A 25,797-nucleotide genomic window follows, 5' to 3' on the forward strand; every position below is an offset into this window, starting at 1 on the left:
CCTACTGTCTACGTTTCAAGAGGACCTCGCCAAACAGCAGATCCTCCTTAGTTGTCATTTTAACATTATCATACGTACTTTCCACAATTCTTACGGGATGGCCAAGACGTTCGACAATCATCGACTCATCAGTCCCTAAGAAACCATCCACTTCTGCCTTATCAGTGGCCTCTTTTAATAACTCATACTTGAACGCTTGCGGTGTCTGGATTGCCCAAAGCTTCGAACGATCCACCGTTTCTTCGACAATACCATCGGGCGCAAATTTCATCGTATCCTTCACCTGGACTCCGGCAATTGCGGCCCCGTGTTCTGCAGCGACGTCCACAAGCTTGCGGATGACGTTCTGGTCAATGAAAGGTCTTGCCGCATCATGCACAAGAACAATCCCTCCAGACTGATGGGCCCGGATGCAAGCAGCAACACTATGCTGCCGCTCCTCACCACCCTCAACAAGCGCCTTCACTTTCGTTATACCAAAACGTTCAAGCATCTTTTCGATTTTCTGCTTCTCTGTAATTTTCACCGAAAGAATCATCCCTGAACAATGCTCATCCTTTTCAAATACTTCCAATGTGTGAATAAGGATCGGCTTTTCTGCCATTTGCAGAAACAACTTATTGAATCCAGCACCCATGCGCCGTCCGCTCCCTGCCGCTGGGAGCATCACAGTATACTTCTTCATTAAACGTTCCTCAACTTTCTCTTGTTGGACATTAGGGGGCATTAGTGGGACTTAGCGCTTTTGCCATTTTTTGGCTTCGCGAAGATCATTCGGCCGGCAGAAGTTTGCAATACACTCGTAACGATGACGTCAATTGCATTCCCGATATGCGATCTACCATCTTCAATGACGATCATTGTTCCGTCATCTAAATAGGCGACCCCTTGATTATGTTCTTTTCCATCCTTAATGACGACGACATGCATCTCTTCGCCCGGAATTACGACCGGCTTCACCGCATTCGCAAGATCATTAATGTTCAATACGGACACACCATGTAAATCCGCCACTTTATTCAAATTGAAGTCGTTTGTCACTACAATCCCTTTCATGCTTTTCGCAAGACGGACAAGCTTCAAATCGACCTCTGCCACATCGCTGAAGTCTTCATCTGTGATTAAAATATTCGGGCCATCGTCGGTTTGAAGGCGTTTGAGTACATCAAGACCTCGTCTACCCTTCGTACGTTTCAATGAATCCGAGGAATCCGCAATATGCTGGAGTTCCGTTAAAACAAATTGCGGGACGACAAGCAGGCCTTCAAGGAATCCTGTGGCAGCAATATCTGCAATTCTCCCATCAATAATGACGCTCGTATCCAGGATTTTATGCACTTTATTGACAGGTTTGCCGACAGCCTCTATGCCATCCTTTTTCTTTGGATTATTGCTCCTCGCTGCAAAGATTGCATGTGAAAACTCTTCTCGCTTTTTGAAGCCGACCTGAAATCCTAAGTATCCAAGAAAAATGAAAAGTACTACCGGCAAGATTGATGTGATGAACGGGATTTCCAAACCACTTAGTCCGAAACTGGCAAGAAAGGCGACACTTAACCCGACCATCAGACCGATTGTCCCGAACAGTAAATCGAAAATAGGGGCCTTCAATAACCGATCCTCTATCCATTTAATGAAATTTACAATCGGCTCTGCTAAAAATAGACTTAGCAAATAAAATAATATCGCCCCTAAGATTGCCGCTACATAAGGATTATCAATCATCGGCTTGGAAGTATAAGAAGATAAAGTAAATAAATACGGTAAGAATAAGACGCCGAGAGTGCCCCCTATGAGCAGAAATCCAACTTGAACTACTCTTTTCAACATACACAACACCTCCATTTCGTTACTGTCAACTATACACGTTTTCCATTCCCTACGCCGTTCTGGACCATCCAAAACGGCGTATTCCCGTCAAAAGTAGGACTTTCCCTTAGGTACAAAAGTTTCTCAAGAGAACACGATAGTTAATGCTTCCTTTACGGTTTCGACACCAACTACCTGAATTCCTTCCGGAAAATCCCAGCCCCCGATATTGGAGGATGGAATGAAGACCCGTTCGAATCCTAATTTCGCTGCCTCGATGACACGTTGTTCAATACGGGAAACCCGACGCACTTCCCCAGTCAGTCCGACTTCTCCGATAAAACAGTCCATCCCCCCCGCGGATGCATCACGGAAACTTGAGACAATGCTTACAAGGACAGCTAGGTCAATGGCTGGTTCGTCAAGCTTAACACCACCCGCGACCTTTATATACGCATCCTGTGTTTGCAAAAGCATACCCATTCTTTTCTCTAAGACTGCCATTAGAAGAGAAACCCGGTTTTGATCAATCCCTGTCGCCATCCGTTTCGGGTAATTGAAACTTGACGGTGTGACAAGCGCTTGGATTTCGACTAATATCGGGCGGGTACCCTCCATAGATGCCACAACCGTGGACCCCGCGCCTCCTTGTGATCTCTCCCGTAAGAACAACTCAGAAGGGTTCAGCACTTCCTTCAGCCCTGACTGCAGCATTTCGAATATTGCAATCTCATTGGTGGAACCGAAGCGGTTTTTCACACTGCGTAATATTCGGTACGTATGATGACGTTCACCTTCAAAATACAGCACTGTATCCACCATATGCTCAAGGAGACGCGGACCTGCTATCTGTCCATCTTTTGTCACATGACCGACAATAAAGATGGCAATATTTTGCGTCTTTGCTATGCGCATCAATTCTGCGGTACATTCCCTCACTTGAGATACACTGCCTGGAGCGGATGTAACTTCAGGGTGATGGATTGTCTGAATAGAGTCGGCGATGACAAATTTCGGTTGCACGTCGTTTATCGTCTCATGTATTTTGGCCAAATCGGTCTCCGCATATATATAAAGCTCGTCTGAAGTGACACCAAGACGTTCGGCGCGAAGCTTCGTCTGCCTGATTGACTCTTCCCCTGATATGTAAAGGACACGTTGGTTTTGGTTAGCAAGAAGCGACGAAACTTGTAGTAACAAGGTCGATTTCCCGATTCCCGGATCGCCGCCGATCAGGATTAATGACCCGGGAACAATCCCGCCACCAAGAACGCGGTTCAGTTCGCCTAACTCCGTTTTGACCCTTGGCTCTGCAGCTGTTTGAATCGAGCCGATCGGCATCGCTTTTTGATGGGTTGTCTCTGTATGTTGGAAAGCGCCTCGTGGACCTTTACTTATTATTTCAACTTCCTCGTCCATCGTATTCCATTCACCGCAACCCGGGCATCTCCCCATCCATTTTGGTGACTCGTACCCACAATCCCTACACATGAATTTCGTTTTCCTTTTTGCCATATATACCTCCATATGCGAAAAGGATAGCCCTCCCCAGTAGACAGCAAACACTACGGGAGGGCCATCCTATTATTATTTTTCTACTACTGCTGCTTGTTCAGTCTTTACGACGAATTTATCATCCTCGACGTCTACAATCACTTTGCCGCCAACAAGGACAGTTCCACTTAAAAGCTCTTCAGACAAGCGGTCTTCGACATGCTTTTGCAACGCACGGCGCAATGGACGTGCACCATATTCAGGGTCATACCCTTCTTCAGCAATTTTCAATTTCGTCGCTTCCGTCAATTCCAAAGTGATATCCTGTTCTGCAAGACGCTTTGTCAACTCATCAGACATTAGCGAAACGATTTCTCGTAGGTGATCCTTTTCAAGTGAGTGGAACACGATCATTTCATCCACACGGTTTAGGAACTCAGGACGGAACGCTTTTTTCAACGCGTCAAGCATATTTGACTTCATGCCTTCGTAATCCTGATCGCCATCATTCAAATTGAATCCGACATACCGGTTCTTTTTCAATGTGTCCGCTCCGACGTTTGACGTCATGATGACGACCGTGTTGCGGAAATCGACAGTTCGGCCCTTCGAATCCGTCAATCTTCCATCCTCAAGAACTTGAAGTAGGATGTTGAAAACATCCGGGTGCGCCTTTTCAATTTCGTCAAGTAAAACTACTGAATATGGTTTTCTGCGCACCTTCTCAGTTAACTGTCCGCCTTCATCATAACCTACATATCCCGGAGGCGAACCGACAAGACGGGAAGTTGCATGCTTTTCCATGTACTCGGACATATCAATGCGGATCATTGCGTCCTCATCTCCGAACATGGCCTCTGCAAGCGCCCTTGCCAATTCAGTCTTACCGACACCCGTTGGCCCAAGGAAAATGAATGAACCAATTGGACGCTTTGGATCTTTCAAGCCGGCACGAGCTCTGCGGATTGCCCTTGAAATGGCTGTTACCGCTTCTTTTTGTCCGATAACTCGTTCATGTAGAAGTTCTTCCATGTTCAATAGCTTGGCAGTTTCCGTCTCTGCAATTTTCGTAACAGGAATTCCCGTCCACATTGCGACAACTTCAGCAATATCGTTGACGGTCACTTCGGATTCCTTCTTGCCTTGCTTCTCTTTCCATGCCGTCTTCGTCGTTTCAAGTTCTTCCTTCATCTTCTGTTCTTTATCGCGGAATGATGCCGCCTTTTCGAATTCCTGGCTTTGCACTGCAGCATTCTTTTCATGTCGAATGGCTTCCAATTTCGCTTCAAGCTCTTTTAGATTCGGAGGCGTTGTATACGAACGGAGACGTACTTTCGAACCCGCTTCATCGACTAAATCAATTGCCTTATCTGGCAAGAAACGGTCGGAAATATACCGGTCCGACATCTTAGCAGCTGCCTCAATTGCTTCATCTGTGATTTTCACACGGTGATGCGCTTCATAACGGTCACGTAAGCCCATTATGATTTGAATTGTTTCATCGACTGTCGGCTCATCGACTTGGATTGGTTGAAAACGTCTTTCAAGGGCCGCGTCTTTTTCAATATATTTACGGTATTCATCAAGAGTAGTTGCACCGATACATTGCAATTCACCACGTGCAAGGGATGGTTTAAGGATATTAGATGCGTCAATTGCACCTTCCGCACCACCTGCTCCGATCAGCGTATGCAATTCATCGATGAATAGTATGATATTGCCTGCTTGACGAATTTCCTCCATCACTTTTTTCATACGGTCCTCGAACTCACCGCGGTATTTCGTTCCCGCTACGACCGTTCCCATATCAAGTGTCATGACGCGCTTATCCCGCAGGATTTCAGGCACTTCATTATTAACGATTTGCAATGCTAAACCTTCTGCGATTGCAGTTTTACCGACACCTGGCTCCCCGATTAAGACAGGGTTGTTTTTCGTTCTTCTTGCAAGAACTTCGATGACTCTTGTGATTTCCTTGCTACGACCGATAACCGGGTCTAATGATCCTTCGCGTGCAACTTCCGTCAAATCCCTTGCGAGGCTGTCGAGAGTCGGCGTTGACGCGGATGACGTTGACCCTTGCGCGTTGACGGAACTATCATTGCTACCAAGCAATTGAAGAACTTGTTGTCTTGCACGGTTTAAGCTGACACCCACGTTATTTAGGACGCGTGCAGCAACTCCTTCTCCTTCACGGATTAGCGCCAACAGGATATGTTCCGTCCCGATATATGAATGACCTAATTTACGGGATTCATCGACAGATAACTCGATAACCTTCTTCGCCCTTGGCGTATAGTGGACAATCGGACCAACTTCCTTTGAACCTGAACCAACGAGGCTTTCCACCCCTTTTTCGATTGTATCGAAGCTGACGTCGATCGCTTCCAATGCCTTAGCTGCAATGCCGCCGCCTTCGCGGATCAGTCCCAATAAAATATGTTCAGTACCAATTGATTCATGTTTCATCCTGATCGCTTCTTCTTGTGCAAGCTGTAAAACCTTTTGCGCCCGCTGCGTAAAACGATTGAACATCATATACATTCCACTCCTTCTGTTTTAATGTTTACCATCTATATTTTCCCCACTAACGAAAGCGTGGAATTGGGATCTCTCTTTACTTTATTCTGATAGATTGTAAACAATCCATCTTCATGAAATTGAATTTGACCATCTTTGACTTAAGTATAATAAATAGAAAAGCGGCGTGCAAAATTATTGCCTAATTTTCTTTATTATTATCTTCGGATTGTGTTTCAATTTTTAGACGTTCACGGAATAAATTTGCACGGAAAATATCCCTTTCTTCCGCCGTTAACTCAGATCCGGCATATTGTTGAAGGAATCCCGGTTGCATGAAAATCATTAATTCGTTCAAAATAGACATATCAACATCTTTAATAATACCAAGGTCAATACCGAGACGAACATCCGATAGGCAACGAGCGGCCTCCCCTGAAGGTAGTAATCTTGCGAAGGAGATAATGCCAAGAGAACGGAACAGCTTGTTCGAAAGGGCAACCTGTGACTTGGAAAGTAAAATTTCACGTGAACGACGTTCATGGGCGATTAGCCGTAACGCTATATTCTTTAAATCCGCCAAGATCTCCTTCTCCGGTTTACCCAAAGTGGTCTGGTTTGATACTTGATAAATATTTCCCGGCGCTTCACTGCCTTCCCCGTAACTACCCCTCACTACCATGCCAAGTCTTGTGATGGCAGGAATGATGCGCTCAATCTGCTTCGTAATTGTCAACGCCGGTAAATGCATCATTACCGATGCACGCATGCCAGTTCCGGTATTCGAAGGGCAGCTTGTCAAATAACCGAAATCCTCGTCAAATGCGTAGGGCAGTTTTTTTTCAAGGTAATCATCGACCGAATCCGCATGTTCGTATGCATTTTCCAACTGGAATCCCGGATAGATGCACTGAATACGAATGTGATCTTCCTCGTTTACCATGATACTCAACGTTTCGTCTTCTGATAGAAGTACCGCACCATGGCGTTTCGGATCCGTTAATTGTGGACTGACAAGATGCTTCTCCACCAATACTTGTCGATCAAGCGATGGCAATTCAGACATCTTCATATAGGCATACCCTTTTTCATCAGAATTAAGCAAGGCAGTAGCAGCTTGCTCGTCAACTTGTCTCGCCTCTTCAGCAGTAAAAGCTATCGGGAAACGGAAACCCCTTAAATTACGGGCAAGCCGAATCCTTGTCGACATGACAATATCGGAGTGTTCTCCATGGGACGCCATCCAACCAGTGACAGCACCCCGCATGAATTTATCAATCGACATTGCCTTCACCCCCTCCGTTGCCCTCTTTCACCAAATGCAGCTTCAACTCATTCACTTCGTCCCTTAAGGCAGCAGCATCTTCAAAGCGTTCTTCTTGAATCGCTTCCTGCATTTTTAATCGAATCTCTTCGATCTTCTTTTTCACAGAAAACATTTTGTTGAATGAAACCGGTATTTTCCCTGCATGCTTCGTATGACCATTATGCAGCTTGCCAAAAACACGCGGCAATCGCTCCCTAAATGTGTCATAACAAGTCGGGCATCCAAACTTCCCAATGTCGAGGAATTTCCTGAATGTCAGGTCACATTCCGGACAAGTTGGTCCCTCAGGCATGCTTTCTCTGGATTGCTGAAAAGGTTGTACCGATTCGCTCCCACCGAACCAATGCGAAAGGAATTGTTGAATTGACAACGGTTCCTGATTCGGGTCAAAGTGAAACATTTGTGATTGGAATGCACATTTTTCACATAGATGGCGCTCCGTCGTACCATTTACGCTTTCCTGTGTAAAGATGACGGAAGCCGGCCGTTCATTGCAATTATCGCAATTCATATCTGCACCTCGTATTCGTCAATTTCTATTCCATTTGCCTGTAGATTAATGTCATAAGCATTGCTTGCATAATCCTTGCCCTAACAAGGTCACGCTCCGGTAGTGGGTGGTGGAGTGTCGTTCGATCCACGGCGGCAAGTATGATTCTTGACTCGCGCTCAGAGATGACTTCCTCCTCCATTAACCGGTGGACGATATCCTCCGCCATTGTGTATGTCGCGCCTTGCTGGATACCATTTAAAATATGCTCGATCAATTCTTTATGCGAATTCGTTTGAACTCTGTAAATGCGGATATACCCCCCGCCACCACGCTTCGATTCAACCGCGTAGCCTCGCTCGACTGTGAAACGCGTATTAATGACATAATTGATTTGAGAAGGGACACATTGGAACTTCTCCGCAACTTCACTTCGTTTGATTTCCACAGTTCCATTATCTTCACTTTCGATAATCGCCTTTAAATACCCTTCAATAATGTCTGAAATATTTCGCATTAATCTCACCTCTTTCTTCTGGTGATAAGCCATTGACTTTGACTATCTTTGACTTAATTGTACATGAAAAAACGTTGTGAAGGCAATTGAAATGCAATCTGTTTAAAGGATGAGACATTTAGTTGAGATACATACGAACAAACGGAAAAAAGGCAGCCTCCGATAATTTGAAGGCTGCCTCAGTTAATCATTCAATTGTCATGTTTTTCATTTCCTTGACTGGCAAGAAAAGTTCACCGGTTTCGTAGTATGTGATGGCAAGACGATCACCTTCTTGAATATAGATCGAAAGCGGCACGGCTTCGGTGGAAACAATATAATTCCGGCCGTCATCGGCAAGAATGGATATAATGATAACTTCCCCCGCTCGCTCCTTGTAAACCCGAACTACACCAACTTGCACTTTCGCTTCCGCAGCACCTGAGCTGCCGTCAACTGTGCTGCCTCCTCGTTGCAATGCTGTCTTATAAAGCCTTAAAGCTTCATTTGGAGAATTTGCGTAAACAGAGATTTCCGGATTAGCGGCCGAGACGATGAAATAGTTTTGCAAGAAACCATTTGAATCGAGAACCGGAGTCAACCAACTTGCTTCCCCGTAGAAATTGTAAAGCACCGGCATTTCACCAGACCATTTCTTCTCAATGAATTTCTTCTCGATAATTTGGAGCGTTCCTTGCGAATCCATGTAGGACTCTTCCAAATTACCAGTGTAATAAATCGCTTTTCCAGTTCGACCATCCGTCAAGGCATACCCAAGCATCGAATCTACTTCCGCTTTCGGGCTTGTGAAATCAGTAAAGTAAAACATATGCCCGTTTTCATCGAAGACAGGGCTAACATTTGCCTCTGTTCCTTCATCCGAAGGTAGCTTTACATCCCTTTTTCCTACAATCGAGTTCCAGAACCCGTGGACGTATTTACCGAAATAGCTATTTTGAAGACTCACTGCTTCCGGAGAGACTGCACCGTCAACAAATTCCGGTACATTAGAAAGTGCATACTGATTGATTTCTCCTGTAGCCGGATCGACTATTACGATACCCTGAACGTCGAATCCGTTCCTTGCCGAGATGAAATTTCCATAAGAGCGGATATAATGCGGCTCTCCATCATCATCAACCTCAAGTTGGACATCGCCATAATAAATCAGTTCAGGTTTGGCCATTCGCATATGGCGTTCCACTTGCTTGCCGAAAAAAGAAGATGGTGTGTATGTCATCTCCGTTTTCACGAACTTCGGATTGTCCGCTGAATCTGTAGCGCTCATCGTGAAATACCCGGGTGTTGTCTTTGCATTCCACCATTTAAAGAATCCGGAAAATTCAACAGGTGCAATATAGACAAATTTTCCATCCACTTTTTGGATTTGCAAATGACCTAACTCGTAATAGCTTGTATTCGGCACTTGCCCGAATGCTTTCTTCATTTTATTCCGTGCAAATTGCGGCGGCACACTTGCAGGTGTTTTTGTTTCATCGAATGCTTTGATCTCAACTTGCTGTTCCATTTCCACTGCCTCATATTTTTGATTGGCATTGAAGAGCGGCGCACTAAGGATAAATGCACTTACAGCTAAGGCTGCCAAAAATAGCACCACCTTGATGCTTCTTTCCTTACCAGTCGCAAAAACAACACCAAGAATCGTCGCAACTAACAACAGGAACCATAGTGATGTCCAATTCCTGTCCAAATTCGTAAGGTAATATATCGCAAATGTAGCTAAGCCCATAAGAACTACCGCCCCGGATAAAGCCCCTATCCGACCAAAAGAACCTTCACGGGTTTCTTTCGACCCGGAAGTAAACGGTATGATTATAACTGCGGATACGATTCCCATTACGAGTGAAAATAGCAATAAATTTATCATTGTTAACACTCTCTTCTATATAAATTAACCCACTCCTCTACTATACGGATGAACATGCCTTAAGATTCGTTTATAAAAAAACGATCCACACAGTTGTTGCTGTGCAGATCGTCTTTATTAGACCGCCCGTCTTACTCTTAGTATCTTGTACATCCTGTGTCCAAAAATCCCGGCAAGAATCGATAGTAAAATATCCTTCGGCAATGGCGGTACCATCCACATCCAAGCTACCGAATAACTGAAAGCTTCGGGTGCTGCCGCCCAAAATTTATATGCAAAATACATCCAATTCGTCCCGATTACATAATTTACGACAAGGGCAACAAGACCCGCAACGACATAACTGCGTAAACTTCCGTACTTTTCGACAATTTTCCCGGCTATATACGCAACCAATATGAACGAGACTATGAAGCCGAATGTAGGAAGCAAAATGGCCCCGAATCCGCCTTGGAACTTTGCAAAAATAGGTGCTCCTGCCAACCCGGTAATCATATACACCGTCATCGCGGTTGCACCTAACCTACTTCCAAGAAGAAGTCCTGCCATCACCGCAAAGAAGGTTTGCAATGTTATTGGTACTCCTCCAACGACAAGGAATGGCACAAACCATGTTATATTTGCTCCAATCATCATCAATGCTGAGAACATCCCGCAATAGACAAGACTTAATGCGCTCATACCGCTTTTCGTTTTCACTGTAGCTGTTGTCATAATCCACCTCATAATTTAAGTTATCTTCAATAGAATAATAGTTAACTCAAATTAGGTCAACCACTTTTCTTATTTTAGTTAACACAAATTTATAGAATAAAAAACCGACAGCATTTTCTGCTATCGATTTATGGATAATCATTCTTTATCTTCACTTTTAGGGAATAAGAAATAGGATATCGCTCCACTTAAAATAGCAGCCCCTATCGTTATCCAAACTCTGGATGTTCCCGGTACTTCTTGAAAGTTTATATGGAGCATATACCACGAAATTCCGGCTACAAGGAGTGCAATCGGAACTGAAAACTTGAAAATCCTCAACGTATTCACCTTCTTGTTTTGTTCGTATGCCCATTCTATCACAATTCTGCTATTGACGTATTAAACAATAAACGGTATGATGTTTTAAATTATTCGAACAACTTAATAACAATTCTTATCAAGAGAAGCAGAGGGACTGGCCCGTCGAAGCTTCAGCAACCAGCCGTTATCGGTAAGGTGCTAATTCCAGTAGGTTCATAGGGACCTTAAAGATGAGAAGGAGCGAATCTATCGCGTTTGTAAAGCCTTCTTTTCAAGAAGGCTTTTTATTTTTATCTGAAAATCGGGAGGATGATAGGCATGAAATTACTTGATCGATTGCAAAACGAGGTACTTGTAGCAGATGGTGCAATGGGGACGTTGCTATATTCATACGGGATTGACTTTTGTTATGAGGAATTAAATGTTGAGAAACCTGACATAATCGAAAAGATCCATCGAGATTATATTGCTGCCGGCGCCGATATCATCCAGACAAACACATACGGCGCGAATTCCCTTAAACTTGCCCGGTACGGACTAAAAGATAGAGTGAAAGAATTTAATGAGGCTGCAATCAAAATTGCAAAGCGGGCTGCAGCTCCCGGCAATCAGTACGTTTTAGCGACAATCGGCGGACTGCGTGGCATCCGAAAGAGCGACGCGTCATTACCTGAAGTGCTGTCAATGGTGCGAGAACAGACGGACGCCTTGCTCTCCGGCAATCCAGACGGTCTATTACTGGAAACGTATTATGATTTCGAGGAATTATCGTCAGTCGTCACTGACCTGAGGAAGCTGACCGACATTCCGATCATCGCCCAAGTTTCAATGGATGAACCAGGGCTTTTGCAAAACGGTATGCAGCTGAACGATGCACTGCATCAGCTTGAAGCGCTTGGTGCAGATATTGTCGGTGTGAACTGTCGATTAGGACCATTTCATACAATCCAGGCTTTCGAGAATGTGACACTTCCGAAGCATGCATTCCTGTCCGCAGCACCAAACGCAAGCTTGTTAGATGTAGAAGACGGGAGAATTGTTTATGCGTCCGAAGCCGATTATTTCGGTCGGGCAGCAACATTCCTTCGCGAAGAAGGCGTCCGTCTAATCGGCGGCTGCTGCGGTACAAGTCCAATGCATATCGCGGCTGCTAAAAAGCAACTGAAGGGATTCCCTCCGATTACAAAGAAAGTCGTCTCGCCGCAGAAACCGATCGTCATCCGGGATGCCGAACCTACGAAACATGAGCCGTTACATATAAAAGCAAAAACGGAACGGACGGTCATTGTAGAGCTTGATACACCGCGCCACCTGGAGACGGATAAGTATTTCGAAGGTGCAAATCTTCTATACGAAGCTGGGGTTGATGCGGTTACACTGGCTGACAATTCCCTGGCCTCCCCCCGCATCAGCAATATGGCGATGGGGTCGATCCTGAAGCATGAGCATAATGTGCGGCCACTTGTCCATTTGACGTGCCGTGACCATAACCTGATCGGACTTCAATCCCATCTAATGGGGCTCGATGCGCTTGGTATTCACGACATCCTTGCGGTGACAGGTGACCCGACAAAAGTTGGTGATTTTCCAGGCGCTACAAGTGTCTATGACGTTTCCAGCATGGAATTAGTACAACTTATCAAGCAGTTGAATGATGGAATTTCTTTCACTGGGAAACCCCTCCGAAAAAAGGCGAAATTCTCGGTAGCTGCGGCATTCAACCCGAATGTACGCGTCCTTGATCGCGCAGTGAAACGGCTTGAGAAGAAGATTGAATGCGGGGCGGATTATTTCATTACGCAGCCGGTCTACACAAAAGAGAAGATCATTGAAATTCACGAGGCAACGAAACACCTTGAAACACCTATTTTCATCGGCATCATGCCGCTAACAACTATACGGAACGCTGAATTCCTGCATCACGAAGTACCCGGCATCAAGCTATCCGATGAAGTGTTGGAAAGGATGCGTGCATGCGGAGATGATCGCGAAAGAGCGACCCAAGAAGGCATCGACATCTCCAAAGAACTGATTGACACGGCTGCCAAGCTGTTCAACGGCATCTATATCATCACACCGTTCCTTCGCTATGACATGTCATTAGAATTGATCGCTCATATTCAAGAGCTTGATGCAGAAAAAGAAAGGAAGGTTGTCCATGCCTAAACATCTTATCGAACAACAACTGAAAAACAGAATTCTTATCATCGACGGTGCAATGGGTACGATGCTACAGGCGGAAGACTTGTCTGCCGACGATTTCGGTGGAGAGGAATATGAGGGTTGCAACGAATACCTGAATATCCTTCGCCCTGATATCTTAGACAAAATCCACCGGGCTTATCTCGAAGCAGGCGCAGATATCATCTGCACGAACACATTCGGGGGCACTCCCCTTGTATTAGATGAATTCAGCCTCGGCCACCGCACTTCGGAAATCAATAAAAGAGCCGTTCAAATCGCGAAACAGTGCGCAGCCGATTATTCGACTAAAGAATGGCCGCGTTTCGTTGCCGGGGCGATCGGTCCGACAACAAAGACGCTTTCAGTCACGGGCGGTATCACTTTCGATAAGCTCTCCGACGATTTCTATGTGCAAGCAAAGGCATTGATTGAAGGCGGCGCCGATCTATTATTGATGGAAACGAGCCAGGATATGCTCAATGTGAAGGCAGGGACAATCGGGATCAAGCGCGCATTCGATGAAACCGGTCTTGAGTTGCCTGTTATGATTTCCGGTACGATTGAGCCGATGGGAACGACACTCGCTGGGCAAAGCATTGAAGCGTTTTATATTTCAATTGAGCATATTAAACCGCTCTCTGTTGGCTTGAACTGCGCAACTGGTCCCGAGTTCATGACAGACCATTTACGCTCGCTTTCCGATCTTGCAACGAGCTTCGTCACTTGCTATCCGAATGCAGGGCTTCCGGATGAGGAGGGCCACTACCATGAAACGCCGGATTCTTTATCTCAGAAATTGAAAGGCTTCGCAGAAAAAGGATGGCTCAATATGGTCGGTGGCTGTTGCGGAACGACGCCAGACCATATCCGGGCGATTCGGGAAGCAGTTGCTAGACTTCAGCCACGTAATAAACCGGAAGTGGCGCATGAACATGCCGTTTCTGGCATCGAACCTTTACTATACGATCCAACGATGAGGCCTTTGTTAATCGGCGAACGGACGAATGTCATTGGTTCCAGGAAGTTCAAAAAATTGATCGTCGAAGAAAAGTTCGAGGAAGCGTCAGAAATTGCACGTGCCCAGGTTCGTGGCGGTGCACACGTCCTTGACATTTGCCTCGCGAATCCGGACCGAGATGAACTTGAAGACATGAAGAACTTCATGCAGGAAGTCGTCAAAAAGGTGAAAGTCCCGCTTGTCATTGATTCGACGGATGAGAAGGTCATTGAAGAGGCTTTGAAGTTCTCCCAAGGGAAAGCGATCATCAACTCCATCAACTTGGAGGACGGCGAGGAGCGGTTTGATGCGGTTCTGCCCCTTGTGAAAAAATTCGGTGCAGCTGTTGTTGTTGGGACGATTGACGAAATTGGAATGGCAGTGTCGCGGGAAAGGAAACTTGAAATCGCTGAACGCTCTTATGATTTGCTTGTGAATAAATGGGGAATCGCCCCAGAGGATATCATTTTCGATCCGCTTGTATTCCCTGTTGGCACTGGTGACGAGCAATATATCGGGTCGGCAGTCGAAACGATAGAGGGAATACGATTGATAAAGGAGAAAATGCCAAGGGCGTTGACAACACTTGGCGTTAGTAACGTGTCATTCGGATTGCCACCGGTTGGCCGGGAAGTCCTGAACGCGGTGTACTTGTACCATTGCACTCAGGCGGGACTCGATTACGCCATTGTCAATACAGAGAAATTGGAACGTTACGCATCCATTCCCGAAAGCGAAATTAAGCTTGCGAACGACCTATTATTCCATACAACTGATGAAACACTTGCGGATTTCACTGATTTTTATCGGGATAAGAAGAAGGAAAAAACGGAGGACGATATTCCGAAGACGGTTCCTGAGCGGCTCGCCTATTACGTCGTCGAGGGAACAAAGGAAGGCTTAATCCCAGACCTTGAAGCCGCGCTTAAGATGTATGATACGCCGCTTGAGGTCATTAATGGACCATTGATGGAAGGGATGTCGGAGGTCGGCCGCCTGTTCAATGATAACCAGCTAATTGTAGCGGAGGTCTTGCAAAGTGCGGAAGTGATGAAGGCTTCTGTTTCCTTCCTTGAACAGTTCATGGAGAAGAAAGAGGATGATTCCGGTAAAGGGAAGATTGTTTTGGCAACGGTCAAAGGGGATGTCCATGATATCGGAAAGAATTTGGTCGATATTATTTTGAGTAATAACGGGTATCGCGTCATTGATATCGGTATTAAGGTAACACCCGCGACGCTCATCGAGGTCATCCGGAAGGAGAAACCCGATATTATCGGACTTTCAGGCTTGCTTGTGAAATCGGCGCAACAGATGGTGCTCACTGCCCAAGATTTTAAAGCAGCAGGCATCGATACTCCCGTCATGGTAGGCGGAGCAGCGCTGACCCGCAGATTCACGGAGACGAAGATCGCAACGGAATACGACGGGCCAGTTATTTATGCGAAAGATGCGATGCAAGGTCTTGAACTTGCGAACCGTTTACAAAGCGGTGATAAGGAAGCATTACTGAGTGAGCTTACCAAGCAGCAGGAAAAGCGGCTTGAATTAGAGGCGGTTCGGGCGACTCGTGATACCGCAGTTGCCGTCCTGCCGAGACCAGTAAAAACAGTTAGGGAAGATGCACCTGTGTTCACACCTACGGATTTGCGCCGAAGGGTCCTTCGCGACTATTCGGTTTCCCATTTGCATCCGTATGTAAATATGCGAACACTGATTGGTCATCATTTAGGCTTAAGAGGAAATGTCGACAAGATGCTCTCAACTCACGATGCTCGCGCGGTTGAACTCCATGAACTTGTTACCGGCTTCTTAGAGTCGGGTAATTTATCCGCTTCCGGAATGTATCAATTTTTCCCCGCACAAGCAGATGGAGATGACGTGATTATTTATGATCCGCTTGACTCAAAAACTGAAATCGAACGTTTTACCTTTCCTCGTCAAAGTAAAGAACCATTCCTCTGCCTTTCCGATTACTTAAAGACGGTTGACAGTGGTGAAATGGATTATGTTGCATTCATGCAGGTGACGGCGGGACATGGAGTAAGGGAATATGCGAACAGGTTAAAGGCTGAAGGGAAATTTCTTGAGAGTCATGCATTCCAGGCAACTGCACTTGAACTCGCTGAAGGCTTCGCTGAGCGCATCCACCAGGAAATTCGTGATCAATGGGGCTTCCCGGATGCCACCGACTTCACTATGCGCGATCGGTTTGCAGCCAAATACCAAGGGCAACGTTTTTCTTTTGGCTATCCGGCTTGTCCGAACTTAGATGACCAGGCGAAGCTATTCGGTTTGTTGAAGCCGGAGGATATCGGTGTGCATTTGACGGAGGAATTCATGATGGAACCGGAAGCCTCTGTGTCTGCAATCGTATTTTCTCATCCCGATGCAAGGTATTTCAATGTAGATTAAGTGGTGGATAAAACCCAATTAATTCTGTTCCAAAAGGCAATAGAAAAGCTGTCCCACCAATCGCTTGGTGGGACAGCTTTTCATGTTTTTTTAAAACGGTCTTCTGCCAAATCCGAAACCTCTTCCACCACCGAAGCCGCGGCCGCCACCAAATCCCGGCCCGAATCCTGGTCCTTGACCCGGGAATACCGGGGCACCCATAACGTTTTCAGTCGTTTCGGTGTAGTAGTGTCGTGGTACGACAACAGGATGTTGTCTATTCACATTAACAATCGGATGAACATATGGAACTTCAACCGGGAAGAATTGGTCGTGGCAACGATATTGTGTCGGGCATACGATTGGTTGCATTTGATTAGCCGGTTGCATTCCAAATCCGCATTGCCCGCCGCAACGCCCTCCACAGCGTCCCCCACAATGTCCGTATTGCATCATCATCTTCACTCACCCCCTCCATCTATTACATGTTGAAATGTATAGGACAGACGGGCGAGCGACTATAGACATTTTAAATAATACAGTGCAAACAAAAAGGACCTTCCCGTCTAAGAGGGAACGCCCTTTCATTGAATCACTGATACGTTTGCGGCAGTTCTTTTTCATCAAAACTGGAAGACTCTTTCTTTCTCGTCACCCACTCATAGTTCGGATAATGGACAGGCGCGCCTTCGTCGATCATATCAAGTGATGCGATGTAATCTGGGTCCCGTCTGCGTTCCATTTCAAGTGGATCAATGAATCGTTGTTCCATTTTACTCAACCTCCAACAAATTGTACCAAAGGTAATGCATTTTTATTAGTATACTATTAGAAGTATAGATTGATGTCTGTCGTTTTGTTTCATCGAAAAGGGTTATACTATTAATAATAAGGAGGCGCGATTATGAAACGAGTTGTGTTATTTGATGGGGAATGTAATTTCTGCAACTCCAGTGTACAGTTCATTATTAAGCGGGATCCCGCTGCACATTTTCTTTTTTCTTCATTACAAAGTGAAACCGGCCAACAGTATGTGAAGCAGCATCGGATTCCCTCAGATGTGGATAGCCTTGTCCTTGTCGAAAACGGCAAAGCATATACGAAGTCCGCTGCGGCTCTTCATATCGCAAAGAAACTTGACGGCTTATGGCACCTCCTTTTCCTATTTATACTCGTCCCTCGTTTTATCCGTGACGGTGTTTATGATTATGTTGCGCGAAACCGTTATCGCTGGTTCGGGAAGAATGAAGAAGCTTGCATGCTTCCATCTCCCGAGGATAGAAAACGATTTATTTAACCCCCAAATGATGCTTCTTGTCATTTCGGGTTTTTTTGTTTGCAGGAGAAAATATAGTTCATTCTATTAATAATTGTTATGGGCCATTGAATACTCTAATAAGGTACGCAAATTGGATAGGGGGAAAGGCATGAGGAAAAAAGTTATTTTCAAACTTTTTGCAGCTCTCGTTCTAACTATTTCGTTCGGCATTATTCCATATCATAGTGCAAGCGCCGCCAACCATTCGGCTGAATCGGTTGCAGCTTCCACTTTTAACGATGGAGTAACGCAGATCAACTACCTTGCTTTAGGGGATTCTTTAGCCGCAGGCGTTGACTCGAACAACAATTTAGGTAAAGGGTACGCAGATATTCTTGCAGAATCAATGGGGGAACTAAATTTGCCTCATTCATTCAATAAAGGGTTTGCATATCCCGGGTATAAAACAGCTGATGTGCTTAAGGATATCAGTGAAAACAAAACAGGGGCGATCGTAGGTCACGGTTTCGATAAAACATCCACGACGATCCATGAGGCCATCAAAAACTCTAACCTCATAACATTGAGTGTGGGGGCGAATGATGTTTTAGCTGCTCTTAAAATTGATAAAGCCACAGGAAAAGTCGAGTACGATGAGGCACAACTTGGAGAGGCACTTTTGCAGGTCGGTTTCAATATGAACGAAATCATTAAACTAATCCACGCAATCAACCCGGACGTAAACGTATATATAATGGGTTATTACAATCCATTTCCGCATCTACCGAAAGAAATCCAACCCCTGTTAAATAATTTATTAGTGAATTTGAATGGCGCAATCTATAAAGCGACCGCTTCCCACCAGAAAGTCACATTTGTTCCCACACATACGGAAATTGCCAAGGATTTTCAAGTCAATGTGCCGAATCCCGCAAACATTCATTTAAGTAGCACAGGCCACCGGGTAGTGGCTAAGCAATTTTGGGAGAGTTTTGGTCTATTGACTATGAACGTCAGTTTCAGCGATACGGAAAATCATTGGGCAAAGCCTTTCATAAGTGCAGCTGTTGAACGGGGAGTTTTCAAAGGATATGCAGATGGTACATTCCGGCCAGACGAACAACTGACTCGTGCCCAAGCCGCGGCCATACTAGTTCGCGCGTTGAATTTGGATATACAAAACACGACAGCAACACCATTTAAAGATATTGGAAACTATTCATTATTGACTCAAGCCGAGATAAAAACGGCTTATCACTACGGTATTATCAAAGGACATGGGGATTATTTTAAACCATCCGATAAGGTCATAAATGCGGAAATTGCCCTTATGCTTCAACGGGTTGTGGAATTGAAAACCGGCAAACCATTTGCCATTTCCCCTGAATTCGGCCAGCTCTTCGGTGATATTGAGCCAAATGATCCGATTACAAGAGCCCAGGCTTCAATGATACTTGTGAACTTCATGCAGCTGATGAATTAACAAAGCAGTTCCGTCCTTTTATAGGGACGGAACTGCTTTTTATTCACTTAAAGATGGTTAAGTCGAAAACGATTTTACGAAAGCAGTCTTTCCTGCAGCACTTTATTCTCTTCGGCTGAAAAAGCCCGCGACCTCGTAAGGAAACGTTTCCCCTCCACCCCTTCCAGCGAAAACATACCACCGCGGCCATCCACGACATCGATGATCAGTTGGGTGTGCTTCCAGTATTCGAACTGGTTCTTATGCATATAGAAAGGCGCGCCGCCAATATACCCCAAAAGAACATCTTGATCACCAATAATCAAATCACCATCCGGGTAGCACATCGGGGAGGAACCATCACAACAGCCCCCTGATTGGTGGAACATCAACGGGCCATGCTTCCCCTTCAGTAGCTCAATCAATTTTAGGGCAGCGTCCGTTGCAAGAACGCGTTCAGGCATCGACATCCTCCTTTCCAAACATACCTCATTCGAAGAGTTTTTGGCTGAATCAGAAGAACCCTAGCTTATCCTCGCTATAGCTGACAAGCATATTTTTCGTCTGCTGGTAATGCGAGAGCATTTGAAGATGGTTTTCACGGCCGATTCCAGATGCTTTGTAGCCGCCGAATGCCGCATGCGCCGGATAAGCATGGTAACAGTTTGTCCAGACGCGACCCGCTTGAATGCCGCGGCCAAAGCGATATGCTGTATTCATATCACGTGTCCAGACGCCTGCACCTAAACCGTATAATGTGTCGTTCGCAATTTCCAACGCTTCTTCTTTCGTCTTGAAAGTCGTTACGGAGACGACAGGACCAAAGATTTCCTCTTGGAATATACGCATTTTGTTATTCCCTTTGAAAACTGTCGGTTTGACGTAATAACCATCCGCCAATTCACCCTCAAGTTTGTTTTGCTCGCCGCCAGTCAGGCACTCGGCCCCTTCCTGTTTACCGATGTCAAGGTACGATAGAATCTTCTCCAATTGCTCAGTAGAAGCTTGAGCACCCATCATTACCGTCGGATCAAGCGGATTTCCGGTCTTGATCGCCTTTACACGCTCAATTGCACGCTCCATGAACTTGTCGTAGATGGATTCCTGGATCAATGCGCGTGACGGGCATGTACACACTTCCCCCTGGTTCAATGCGAACATGACGAAACCTTCAACTGCTTTGTCCAAGAATGAATCATCCTCAGCCATGACGTCCTCGAAGAAGATGTTCGGTGACTTTCCACCAAGCTCAAGTGTCATAGGAATCAGGTTCTGTGATGCGTACTGCATAATGAGGCGCCCCGTCGTCGTCTCCCCAGTGAATGCAATTTTCCCGATACGCGGGTTCGATGCAAGCGGCTTCCCTGCTTCAAGTCCGAAACCGTTAACGATATTGACGACTCCTGCCGGCAATAGATCCTCAATCAGCTCCATCAATACTAAGATAGATGCTGGTGTCTGCTCAGCAGGTTTCAATACAACGCAGTTTCCTGCAGCAAGCGCAGGCGCAAGCTTCCAAACCGCCATCAAAATCGGGAAGTTCCAAGGGATGATCTGGCCAACAACCCCTATAGGCTCATGGAAATGGTATGCGACTGTGTTATTGTCAATTTGACTGACGCCACCTTCTTGCGCACGGATGGCGGAAGCAAAATACCTGAAATGGTCGATTGCAAGCGGTAAGTCGGCATTCAATGTTTCACGAACCGCTTTTCCGTTTTCCCATGTCTCGGCAACAGCAAGCATCTCGAGATTCTCTTCCATGCGGTCAGCGATTTTAAGCAAGATGTTTGCGCGTTCTGTTACAGAAGTCCGCCCCCAAGCGTCCTTCGCAGCATGAGCCGCATCAAGCGCCAACTCAATGTCTTCAGCAGTCGATCTTGCCACTTGTGTAAATACTTTTCCCGTGACAGGCGTCGGATTATCGAAGTATTGCCCATTCACAGGGGCTGTCCATTTTCCGCCGATATAGTTATCGTAACGTTCCTTGAAATTTACTTTTGCCCCTTCTGTGTTCGGAAATGCATAAACGTGACTCTCTACGGCTTGTACCATGTTCCATTCCTCCCAATTCATTATAGATTGCTATAGTAAGTGCAAAAATTGCACACAAAGCCATACTATGCTGAAACAATTGGCGGTATTCATTTGAAAGCGTATACATTATTTTTTATATTGAATGAAGAATGTGTAAATTCATTCTATCTGACTATACAAACTATTGCAAGCTTGATAGGTTATCCACCTTTGGAGTCAATCATTTACGATTTTTTTCATCCCTCCGTAATAATTTGTTCATAATTGCAACTTACAATGACAATAACCAGTACAAGAGAGGGGTTTTATTCATGGAAAGTTCTTTCGTCAAACGATTCGTTTCCACAGTAGGTGCTGGAGTTCTTGGATCGGCACTTACTTTAGGGGTTGTGGCGAATACGGATATTTTACAAGTGAAAACACCACAAGAAAAGGCAGCCGCAGTCACGGAAAATTCGACAACACCTACTTTCGTCCAGACATCATCAAATTCGGGATCAACATTATCAGACATGGTGGAGTACGCATCGAAAGGGATCGTCGGTGTCTCCAACTTCAAAACTACTGGCAACCGGTTTGCCGGTAACTCTGAGTTAGCCGAATTCGGAACCGGTTCTGGCGTCATTTATAAGATTGATGGAGAAGCTGCCTATATCGTTACAAATAACCATGTGATTGAAGGAGCAGGAAAAATCGAGGTGACATTGCAAGGCGGAGAAAAGGAAACTGCGGAGCTCATCGGTAGTGATGCGTTGACTGATTTGGCCGTCTTGAAAATCAGCGCTTCCCAAGTCGACATCGCCCTTGAATTCGGGGATTCTGATAAGCTGCGGGCTGGTGATTCAGTTGTAGCAATCGGAAATCCGCTAAGTCTGGATTTCTCCGGTACTGTCACACAAGGCATCATTAGCGCACCCTCTCGTTCAATCGAAGTGAAAACGATAGCGGGCGCTTGGGAAATGGATGTCATCCAAACTGATGCGGCCATCAATCCCGGAAATAGCGGCGGAGCACTTATTAATGCCGAAGGAAAAGTAATCGGCATCAATAGCTTAAAAATCGCAGAAAGCGGCGTGGAGGGACTTGGCTTCGCAATTCCAAGCAATGATGTTGTCCCATTACTTGAAGAAATTACGAAAAACGGCAAAATTGAACGGCCTTATATTGGCGTTGGTCTTGCAGACTTAGCTAATGTTCCGTATATGTATGTTCAAAACATTCCCGAAGAGGTTAAAGGTGGCGTGATGGTGACAAGTGTCGACCCGACATCCGCTGCTAACAAGGCGGGATTGAAGGAACAGGACGTCATTACGGCCATCAATGGAACAGACATCAAAAATAGCATGGAACTTCGCAAATTCCTTTACACGAAGCTTTCCATCGGGGATAAGGCAAAGTTAACCGTCTATACAGGCTCGGAGAAACGAACTGTGGAATTGACACTGACAAGTAAAACAACGCCTATAGAGTAAATAACACCTCCGCTGTAGCGGAGGTGTAGTTTTATATACATAATCAAACCGTTTGACGGATAGAAAACGCAGGTCGAAGCGATCCAATCGTTTCTTTTCTTGCATTTAGTAGTTCAGGGAAATGATAAGATGCAAGATTCTTCTTCTCCTGCTCTGTAAGCAATTTCAACTGGTCTAAGATCTCCAGAACAACCGCATTTGTCGCACGGCTATTACCGTCTTCAATCTTCACCGCGATTCCTATGCCAACTTCAGGTACCCCCACACAATAGACACCTTCAGCACCGACTTTCCCAAACATCCTGCCACCCATATGCTTCATGAAATCCGTGCAGAACCTTGATGTCCCCCCTACCATTTCTGGCGCGTTCATCATTGCTTTTGTCACTCGGTCAATTGAGGTTCTCCTTGATTCATCCAATTCACTTGGGTCCGCCATCCGCGCAAAAGAAAGTGCCAGGTTCTTTAATGGCACACCATGGACTGGTACTCCGCAGCCATCGATGCCAATTTGAATATCATCCACCGGTACATCCGTCAACTCACTAATAACGGAAAGTATTCTTTGTTGAACGGGATGTTCCACCTTATAGTAATCCTCAACGCTTTCATTCATATGTATCGCCGTAGCAAGCATTCCACTATGCTTCCCCGAACAGTTATTATAGATCGGAGTTATTTCCTTTCCTTCTCTTATAACTTCCTCAAATGCCTTTTGAAACCTTGGAGGATGCGTGCCGCACTGCAAATCCGCCACTTCCAAACCGATCCTGCTTAAAATGGATGCAGCTCTATCGGTATGTTGCCTTTCTCCATTATGTGAAGCGCAGCATAATGACAGATCCGCGTCCTCGAATTGAAAATGATCCGCTGCACCCGTTTCGATAATGGGAAGGGTTTGTAACGGTTTCATGGATGAACGCGCAAAAATCACATTATCCATATCCCCCACCCTAGCAATGACATCCCCTTTTGCATTAACAACTGCTATGCTGCCTCTATGCATACTCTCAACAAGAGGACCACGCTCAACATTCACAAGTACTTCAGACATTACAAAACACTTCCATTCCCTTTAATTTCAAACATATATATATCACAACTATAATTCTATTATTTTCTACTTTCCGTTTAAATGCAAGTTCTTAATACACTAAATTACTCGAGTTGCCAAAACATTATTGAAAGGTTCTTTTTGGTTTGATAAGGTTATACTAATCCACCTATCAGACTATTCTGATGTGGCAGCACTTTTAATTAAGGGAGGGAAATGTGGGATGAAACCTATCATTGGCATAACTTCTGACGTCGAGCCTTCTGCTCATAAACTTCAGAACACATATATCCAAGCAATTATCGCAAGTGGCGGTATACCGTTTATCATTCCTATGGGGGTTGAAACCGATATCGGGCAAATCACTTCAATCATCGATGGGTTAGTTATTTCAGGTGGCGGGGACATTAACCCACTGGAGTTCAATGAAGAGCCCATTCAGCAGCTTGGAGACGTGACACCTGAAAGGGATTCGGTTGAATTGGGATTGGTTCGTGAAATGCTTAATTTGGATAAACCCATCCTTGGCATTTGCAGGGGTCATCAGATCTTGAATGTTGCATGTGGAGGTACGATATACCAAGATATTGCGGCTCAAATCGCTACTCCACTTGTTCAACATAACCAAAAAGCGAAAAGGGATCATCAATCTCATACAGTGAATGTTGTACAAGGGACCCTTCTTGGATCAATTTCAATGTCTGGAAAGATCCTGGTCAACTCCTTCCACCATCAAGCCGTAAAAGATATCCCTTCCCCACTTATCGTTTCAGGTCAGTCGAGCGATGGGATTGTTGAGGCGATTGAAAGTACGGCGCATCAGTTCGTCATTGGAGTGCAATGGCATCCCGAGGCCCTTCTCCAAAAAGAGGACCAAGTTTCTGATAGATTATTCAAAGCATATATTAAAGCCTGCATCGAAAGGATGGTTCAAGTTGAATATAATTGATCTGCATTGTGATGTTTTATTGAGAATGGAACAGTCTAAGGGTGAATTGTCTTTTGAGGATTCAGTGGAACTGGATGTTACTTACAATAAGTTGAAACAAGGTGGAGTAAAGATCCAAGCTTTCGCTATATTCATTCCCCCATCCATAAAATCGGATCAAAAATTCCAGGTAGCTCTTGATCAGATCCATTACTTTTACAATGAAGTGATTGGGAAAAACCCGAAAATGAAGGCCCTTAAAAACTGGCAGGAATTTGATCAGCTTGCTGATGACGAGATTGGTGCGTTTCTAACATTGGAGGGAGTCGATTGCATAGGCAACGATATGCAGAAGCTGTCGATTCTTCACGAATTAGGCGTGCGCTCCATCGGATTGACGTGGAATAACGCAAATCTTGCTGCGGACGGTGTTGGCGAGGAACGAGGGGCTGGATTAACGGAATTCGGAAAAGAGATTGTCCGTTTTTGCAATGATCGGCAAATCCTTTCAGACGTTTCGCACCTATCTGAACGTGCTTTTTGGGATTTGCTGGACTTGGCTAAATACCCAATCGCAAGCCATTCCAATTCAAAGACTCTATGCAGTCATCAAAGGAACCTGACCGATGAACAAGCCACTCATTTATTCAAAAAGAATGGACTCATCCATGTCGTATACACTCCTCCTTTCATCACCGGACAGGATTCGGCATCCATTTCCGATCTTATCGCACATATCGACCATTTTTGTTCACTTGGGGGCGTAAAGCAGATCGGGTTCGGATCGGATTTTGACGGAATTTCAAAGAAGATCACCAATCTCGAAGATGCCTCCATGCATCCTGCATTAATTGACGAGTTACTGAAGAAATATAGCGAGGATGAAGTGAAAGGATTCGCGTATCAGAACTTCCTTGACCATCGACCAAAACAATAAGCGGAGGTGGCGGTTAGCCTTCCGGAGTGGATT

Annotated in this window: 22 protein-coding genes and 1 riboswitch; of the genes, 7 read left to right on the forward strand and 15 right to left on the reverse strand. The window is 45.3% G+C overall.

Annotation, left to right across the window (positions count from 1 at the left end):
• Position 1 precedes the first annotated feature (1 nt).
• The 10 genes from ispD to P5G49_RS03635 form a co-directional block, all read right to left on the reverse strand.
• A complete protein-coding gene (gene ispD / locus P5G49_RS03590) occupies positions 2-685 on the reverse strand; it encodes a 2-C-methyl-D-erythritol 4-phosphate cytidylyltransferase (protein WP_301242083.1) in 684 nt (227 codons plus the stop codon).
• A 41-nt stretch (positions 686-726) separates the two neighbouring features.
• The gene (locus P5G49_RS03595; RefSeq protein WP_301242084.1) at positions 727-1,830 is read right to left on the reverse strand and encodes a PIN/TRAM domain-containing protein; all 1,104 of its coding nucleotides are present in this window, start codon (positions 1,828-1,830) and stop codon (positions 727-729) included.
• A 123-nt stretch (positions 1,831-1,953) separates the two neighbouring features.
• Positions 1,954-3,324: a DNA repair protein RadA gene (radA, locus tag P5G49_RS03600; protein WP_301242085.1), complete on the reverse strand. Its 1,371-nt coding sequence runs from the start codon at positions 3,322-3,324 to the stop codon at positions 1,954-1,956.
• Between the two features lie 72 nt (positions 3,325-3,396).
• Entirely contained in the window at positions 3,397-5,841 is a 2,445-nt protein-coding gene (gene clpC / locus P5G49_RS03605) for an ATP-dependent protease ATP-binding subunit ClpC (protein WP_301242086.1), read from the reverse strand.
• Positions 5,842-6,025: 184 nt separating this feature from the next.
• Positions 6,026-7,108 (reverse strand): protein-arginine kinase McsB, encoded by a 1,083-nt coding sequence (mcsB, locus tag P5G49_RS03610; protein ID WP_301242087.1) that lies wholly within the window; start codon positions 7,106-7,108, stop codon positions 6,026-6,028.
• Positions 7,098-7,661: a UvrB/UvrC motif-containing protein gene (locus P5G49_RS03615; RefSeq protein WP_301242088.1), complete on the reverse strand. Its 564-nt coding sequence runs from the start codon at positions 7,659-7,661 to the stop codon at positions 7,098-7,100. The genes mcsB and P5G49_RS03615 overlap by 11 nt, the downstream gene beginning before the upstream one ends.
• Positions 7,662-7,686: 25 nt before the next feature.
• Positions 7,687-8,157, reverse strand: a complete 471-nt coding sequence (locus P5G49_RS03620; RefSeq protein WP_301242089.1) for a CtsR family transcriptional regulator — start codon at positions 8,155-8,157, stop codon at positions 7,687-7,689.
• A 187-nt stretch (positions 8,158-8,344) separates the two neighbouring features.
• Entirely contained in the window at positions 8,345-10,024 is a 1,680-nt protein-coding gene (locus P5G49_RS03625) for a hypothetical protein (RefSeq protein WP_301242090.1), read from the reverse strand.
• A gap of 117 nt (positions 10,025-10,141) precedes the next feature.
• Positions 10,142-10,738 (reverse strand): biotin transporter BioY, encoded by a 597-nt coding sequence (locus tag P5G49_RS03630; RefSeq protein ID WP_301242091.1) that lies wholly within the window; start codon positions 10,736-10,738, stop codon positions 10,142-10,144.
• Between the two features lie 138 nt (positions 10,739-10,876).
• Complete coding sequence (locus P5G49_RS03635; RefSeq protein WP_301242092.1) at positions 10,877-11,059, reverse strand: histidine kinase; 183 nt, start codon at positions 11,057-11,059, stop codon at positions 10,877-10,879.
• A 112-nt stretch (positions 11,060-11,171) separates the two neighbouring features.
• Positions 11,172-11,278: riboswitch (SAM riboswitch) on the forward strand.
• Positions 11,279-11,359: 81 nt separating this feature from the next.
• Between P5G49_RS03635 and P5G49_RS03640 the strand changes: the two genes are divergently transcribed.
• Together P5G49_RS03640 and metH are read left to right on the forward strand one after the other, a co-directional pair.
• Positions 11,360-13,207 (forward strand): bifunctional homocysteine S-methyltransferase/methylenetetrahydrofolate reductase, encoded by a 1,848-nt coding sequence (locus tag P5G49_RS03640; RefSeq protein ID WP_301242093.1) that lies wholly within the window; start codon positions 11,360-11,362, stop codon positions 13,205-13,207.
• The gene (metH, locus tag P5G49_RS03645) at positions 13,200-16,637 is read left to right on the forward strand and encodes a methionine synthase (protein WP_301242094.1); all 3,438 of its coding nucleotides are present in this window, start codon (positions 13,200-13,202) and stop codon (positions 16,635-16,637) included. The genes P5G49_RS03640 and metH overlap by 8 nt, the downstream gene beginning before the upstream one ends.
• A 90-nt stretch (positions 16,638-16,727) precedes the next feature.
• On the opposite strand, the gene P5G49_RS03650 is transcribed toward metH, so the two are convergent.
• A complete protein-coding gene (locus P5G49_RS03650; RefSeq protein ID WP_301242095.1) occupies positions 16,728-17,081 on the reverse strand; it encodes a hypothetical protein in 354 nt (117 codons plus the stop codon).
• A gap of 127 nt (positions 17,082-17,208) precedes the next feature.
• Positions 17,209-17,388: a hypothetical protein gene (locus tag P5G49_RS03655; RefSeq protein WP_301242096.1), complete on the reverse strand. Its 180-nt coding sequence runs from the start codon at positions 17,386-17,388 to the stop codon at positions 17,209-17,211.
• A gap of 132 nt (positions 17,389-17,520) precedes the next feature.
• On the opposite strand from P5G49_RS03655, the gene P5G49_RS03660 reads away from it, so the two are divergent.
• Together P5G49_RS03660 and P5G49_RS03665 are read left to right on the forward strand one after the other, a co-directional pair.
• Positions 17,521-17,913 carry a thiol-disulfide oxidoreductase DCC family protein gene (locus P5G49_RS03660; RefSeq protein ID WP_301242097.1) on the forward strand — a complete coding sequence of 131 codons (393 nt, stop codon included), beginning with the start codon at positions 17,521-17,523 and terminating at the stop codon, positions 17,911-17,913.
• Positions 17,914-18,043: 130 nt separating this feature from the next.
• Positions 18,044-19,357: an S-layer homology domain-containing protein gene (locus tag P5G49_RS03665; protein ID WP_301242098.1), complete on the forward strand. Its 1,314-nt coding sequence runs from the start codon at positions 18,044-18,046 to the stop codon at positions 19,355-19,357.
• A gap of 74 nt (positions 19,358-19,431) precedes the next feature.
• On the opposite strand, the gene P5G49_RS03670 is transcribed toward P5G49_RS03665, so the two are convergent.
• On the reverse strand, positions 19,432-19,800 hold the full coding sequence (locus P5G49_RS03670) for a DUF779 domain-containing protein (protein ID WP_301242099.1): 369 nt from the start codon (positions 19,798-19,800) through the stop codon (positions 19,432-19,434).
• Between the two features lie 49 nt (positions 19,801-19,849).
• Positions 19,850-21,391, reverse strand: a complete 1,542-nt coding sequence (gene adh, locus P5G49_RS03675) for an aldehyde dehydrogenase (RefSeq protein ID WP_301242100.1) — start codon at positions 21,389-21,391, stop codon at positions 19,850-19,852.
• Between the two features lie 293 nt (positions 21,392-21,684).
• On the opposite strand from adh, the gene P5G49_RS03680 reads away from it, so the two are divergent.
• The gene (locus P5G49_RS03680; RefSeq protein ID WP_301242101.1) at positions 21,685-22,845 is read left to right on the forward strand and encodes a S1C family serine protease; all 1,161 of its coding nucleotides are present in this window, start codon (positions 21,685-21,687) and stop codon (positions 22,843-22,845) included.
• 43 nt (positions 22,846-22,888) lie between these two features.
• Here P5G49_RS03680 and P5G49_RS03685 read toward each other — a convergent pair whose 3' ends face one another.
• Positions 22,889-23,899 carry an asparaginase gene (locus P5G49_RS03685; RefSeq protein ID WP_301242102.1) on the reverse strand — a complete coding sequence of 337 codons (1,011 nt, stop codon included), beginning with the start codon at positions 23,897-23,899 and terminating at the stop codon, positions 22,889-22,891.
• Between the two features lie 223 nt (positions 23,900-24,122).
• On the opposite strand from P5G49_RS03685, the gene P5G49_RS03690 reads away from it, so the two are divergent.
• Together P5G49_RS03690 and P5G49_RS03695 are read left to right on the forward strand one after the other, a co-directional pair.
• Positions 24,123-24,848: a gamma-glutamyl-gamma-aminobutyrate hydrolase family protein gene (locus P5G49_RS03690; protein WP_301242103.1), complete on the forward strand. Its 726-nt coding sequence runs from the start codon at positions 24,123-24,125 to the stop codon at positions 24,846-24,848.
• Entirely contained in the window at positions 24,835-25,764 is a 930-nt protein-coding gene (locus P5G49_RS03695; protein ID WP_301242104.1) for a dipeptidase, read from the forward strand. Before P5G49_RS03690 ends, P5G49_RS03695 begins: the two co-directional genes overlap by 14 nt.
• Positions 25,765-25,797: the final 33 nt, after the last annotated feature.

This window comes from Sporosarcina highlanderae, assembly GCF_030433715.1.
Lineage (GTDB): Bacteria > Bacillota > Bacilli > Bacillales_A > Planococcaceae > Sporosarcina > Sporosarcina highlanderae.

What these genes read in the sequence shown, in the direction of transcription:
- ispD (WP_301242083.1), bottom strand. Translation starts at nt 685, where the DNA reads ATGAAGAAGTATACTGTGATGCTCCCAGCGGCAGGGAGCGGACGGCGC.
- P5G49_RS03595 (WP_301242084.1), bottom strand. Translation starts at nt 1,830, where the DNA reads ATGTTGAAAAGAGTAGTTCAAGTTGGATTTCTGCTCATAGGGGGCACT.
- radA (WP_301242085.1), bottom strand. Translation starts at nt 3,324, where the DNA reads ATGGCAAAAAGGAAAACGAAATTCATGTGTAGGGATTGTGGGTACGAG.
- clpC (WP_301242086.1), bottom strand. Translation starts at nt 5,841, where the DNA reads ATGATGTTCAATCGTTTTACGCAGCGGGCGCAAAAGGTTTTACAGCTT.
- mcsB (WP_301242087.1), bottom strand. Translation starts at nt 7,108, where the DNA reads ATGTCGATTGATAAATTCATGCGGGGTGCTGTCACTGGTTGGATGGCG.
- P5G49_RS03615 (WP_301242088.1), bottom strand. Translation starts at nt 7,661, where the DNA reads ATGAATTGCGATAATTGCAATGAACGGCCGGCTTCCGTCATCTTTACA.
- P5G49_RS03620 (WP_301242089.1), bottom strand. Translation starts at nt 8,157, where the DNA reads ATGCGAAATATTTCAGACATTATTGAAGGGTATTTAAAGGCGATTATC.
- P5G49_RS03625 (WP_301242090.1), bottom strand. Translation starts at nt 10,024, where the DNA reads ATGATAAATTTATTGCTATTTTCACTCGTAATGGGAATCGTATCCGCA.
- P5G49_RS03630 (WP_301242091.1), bottom strand. Translation starts at nt 10,738, where the DNA reads ATGACAACAGCTACAGTGAAAACGAAAAGCGGTATGAGCGCATTAAGT.
- P5G49_RS03640 (WP_301242093.1), top strand. Translation starts at nt 11,360, where the DNA reads ATGAAATTACTTGATCGATTGCAAAACGAGGTACTTGTAGCAGATGGT.
- metH (WP_301242094.1), top strand. Translation starts at nt 13,200, where the DNA reads ATGCCTAAACATCTTATCGAACAACAACTGAAAAACAGAATTCTTATC.
- P5G49_RS03655 (WP_301242096.1), bottom strand. Translation starts at nt 17,388, where the DNA reads ATGGAACAACGATTCATTGATCCACTTGAAATGGAACGCAGACGGGAC.
- P5G49_RS03660 (WP_301242097.1), top strand. Translation starts at nt 17,521, where the DNA reads ATGAAACGAGTTGTGTTATTTGATGGGGAATGTAATTTCTGCAACTCC.
- P5G49_RS03665 (WP_301242098.1), top strand. Translation starts at nt 18,044, where the DNA reads ATGAGGAAAAAAGTTATTTTCAAACTTTTTGCAGCTCTCGTTCTAACT.
- P5G49_RS03670 (WP_301242099.1), bottom strand. Translation starts at nt 19,800, where the DNA reads ATGCCTGAACGCGTTCTTGCAACGGACGCTGCCCTAAAATTGATTGAG.
- adh (WP_301242100.1), bottom strand. Translation starts at nt 21,391, where the DNA reads ATGGTACAAGCCGTAGAGAGTCACGTTTATGCATTTCCGAACACAGAA.
- P5G49_RS03680 (WP_301242101.1), top strand. Translation starts at nt 21,685, where the DNA reads ATGGAAAGTTCTTTCGTCAAACGATTCGTTTCCACAGTAGGTGCTGGA.
- P5G49_RS03685 (WP_301242102.1), bottom strand. Translation starts at nt 23,899, where the DNA reads ATGTCTGAAGTACTTGTGAATGTTGAGCGTGGTCCTCTTGTTGAGAGT.
- P5G49_RS03690 (WP_301242103.1), top strand. Translation starts at nt 24,123, where the DNA reads ATGAAACCTATCATTGGCATAACTTCTGACGTCGAGCCTTCTGCTCAT.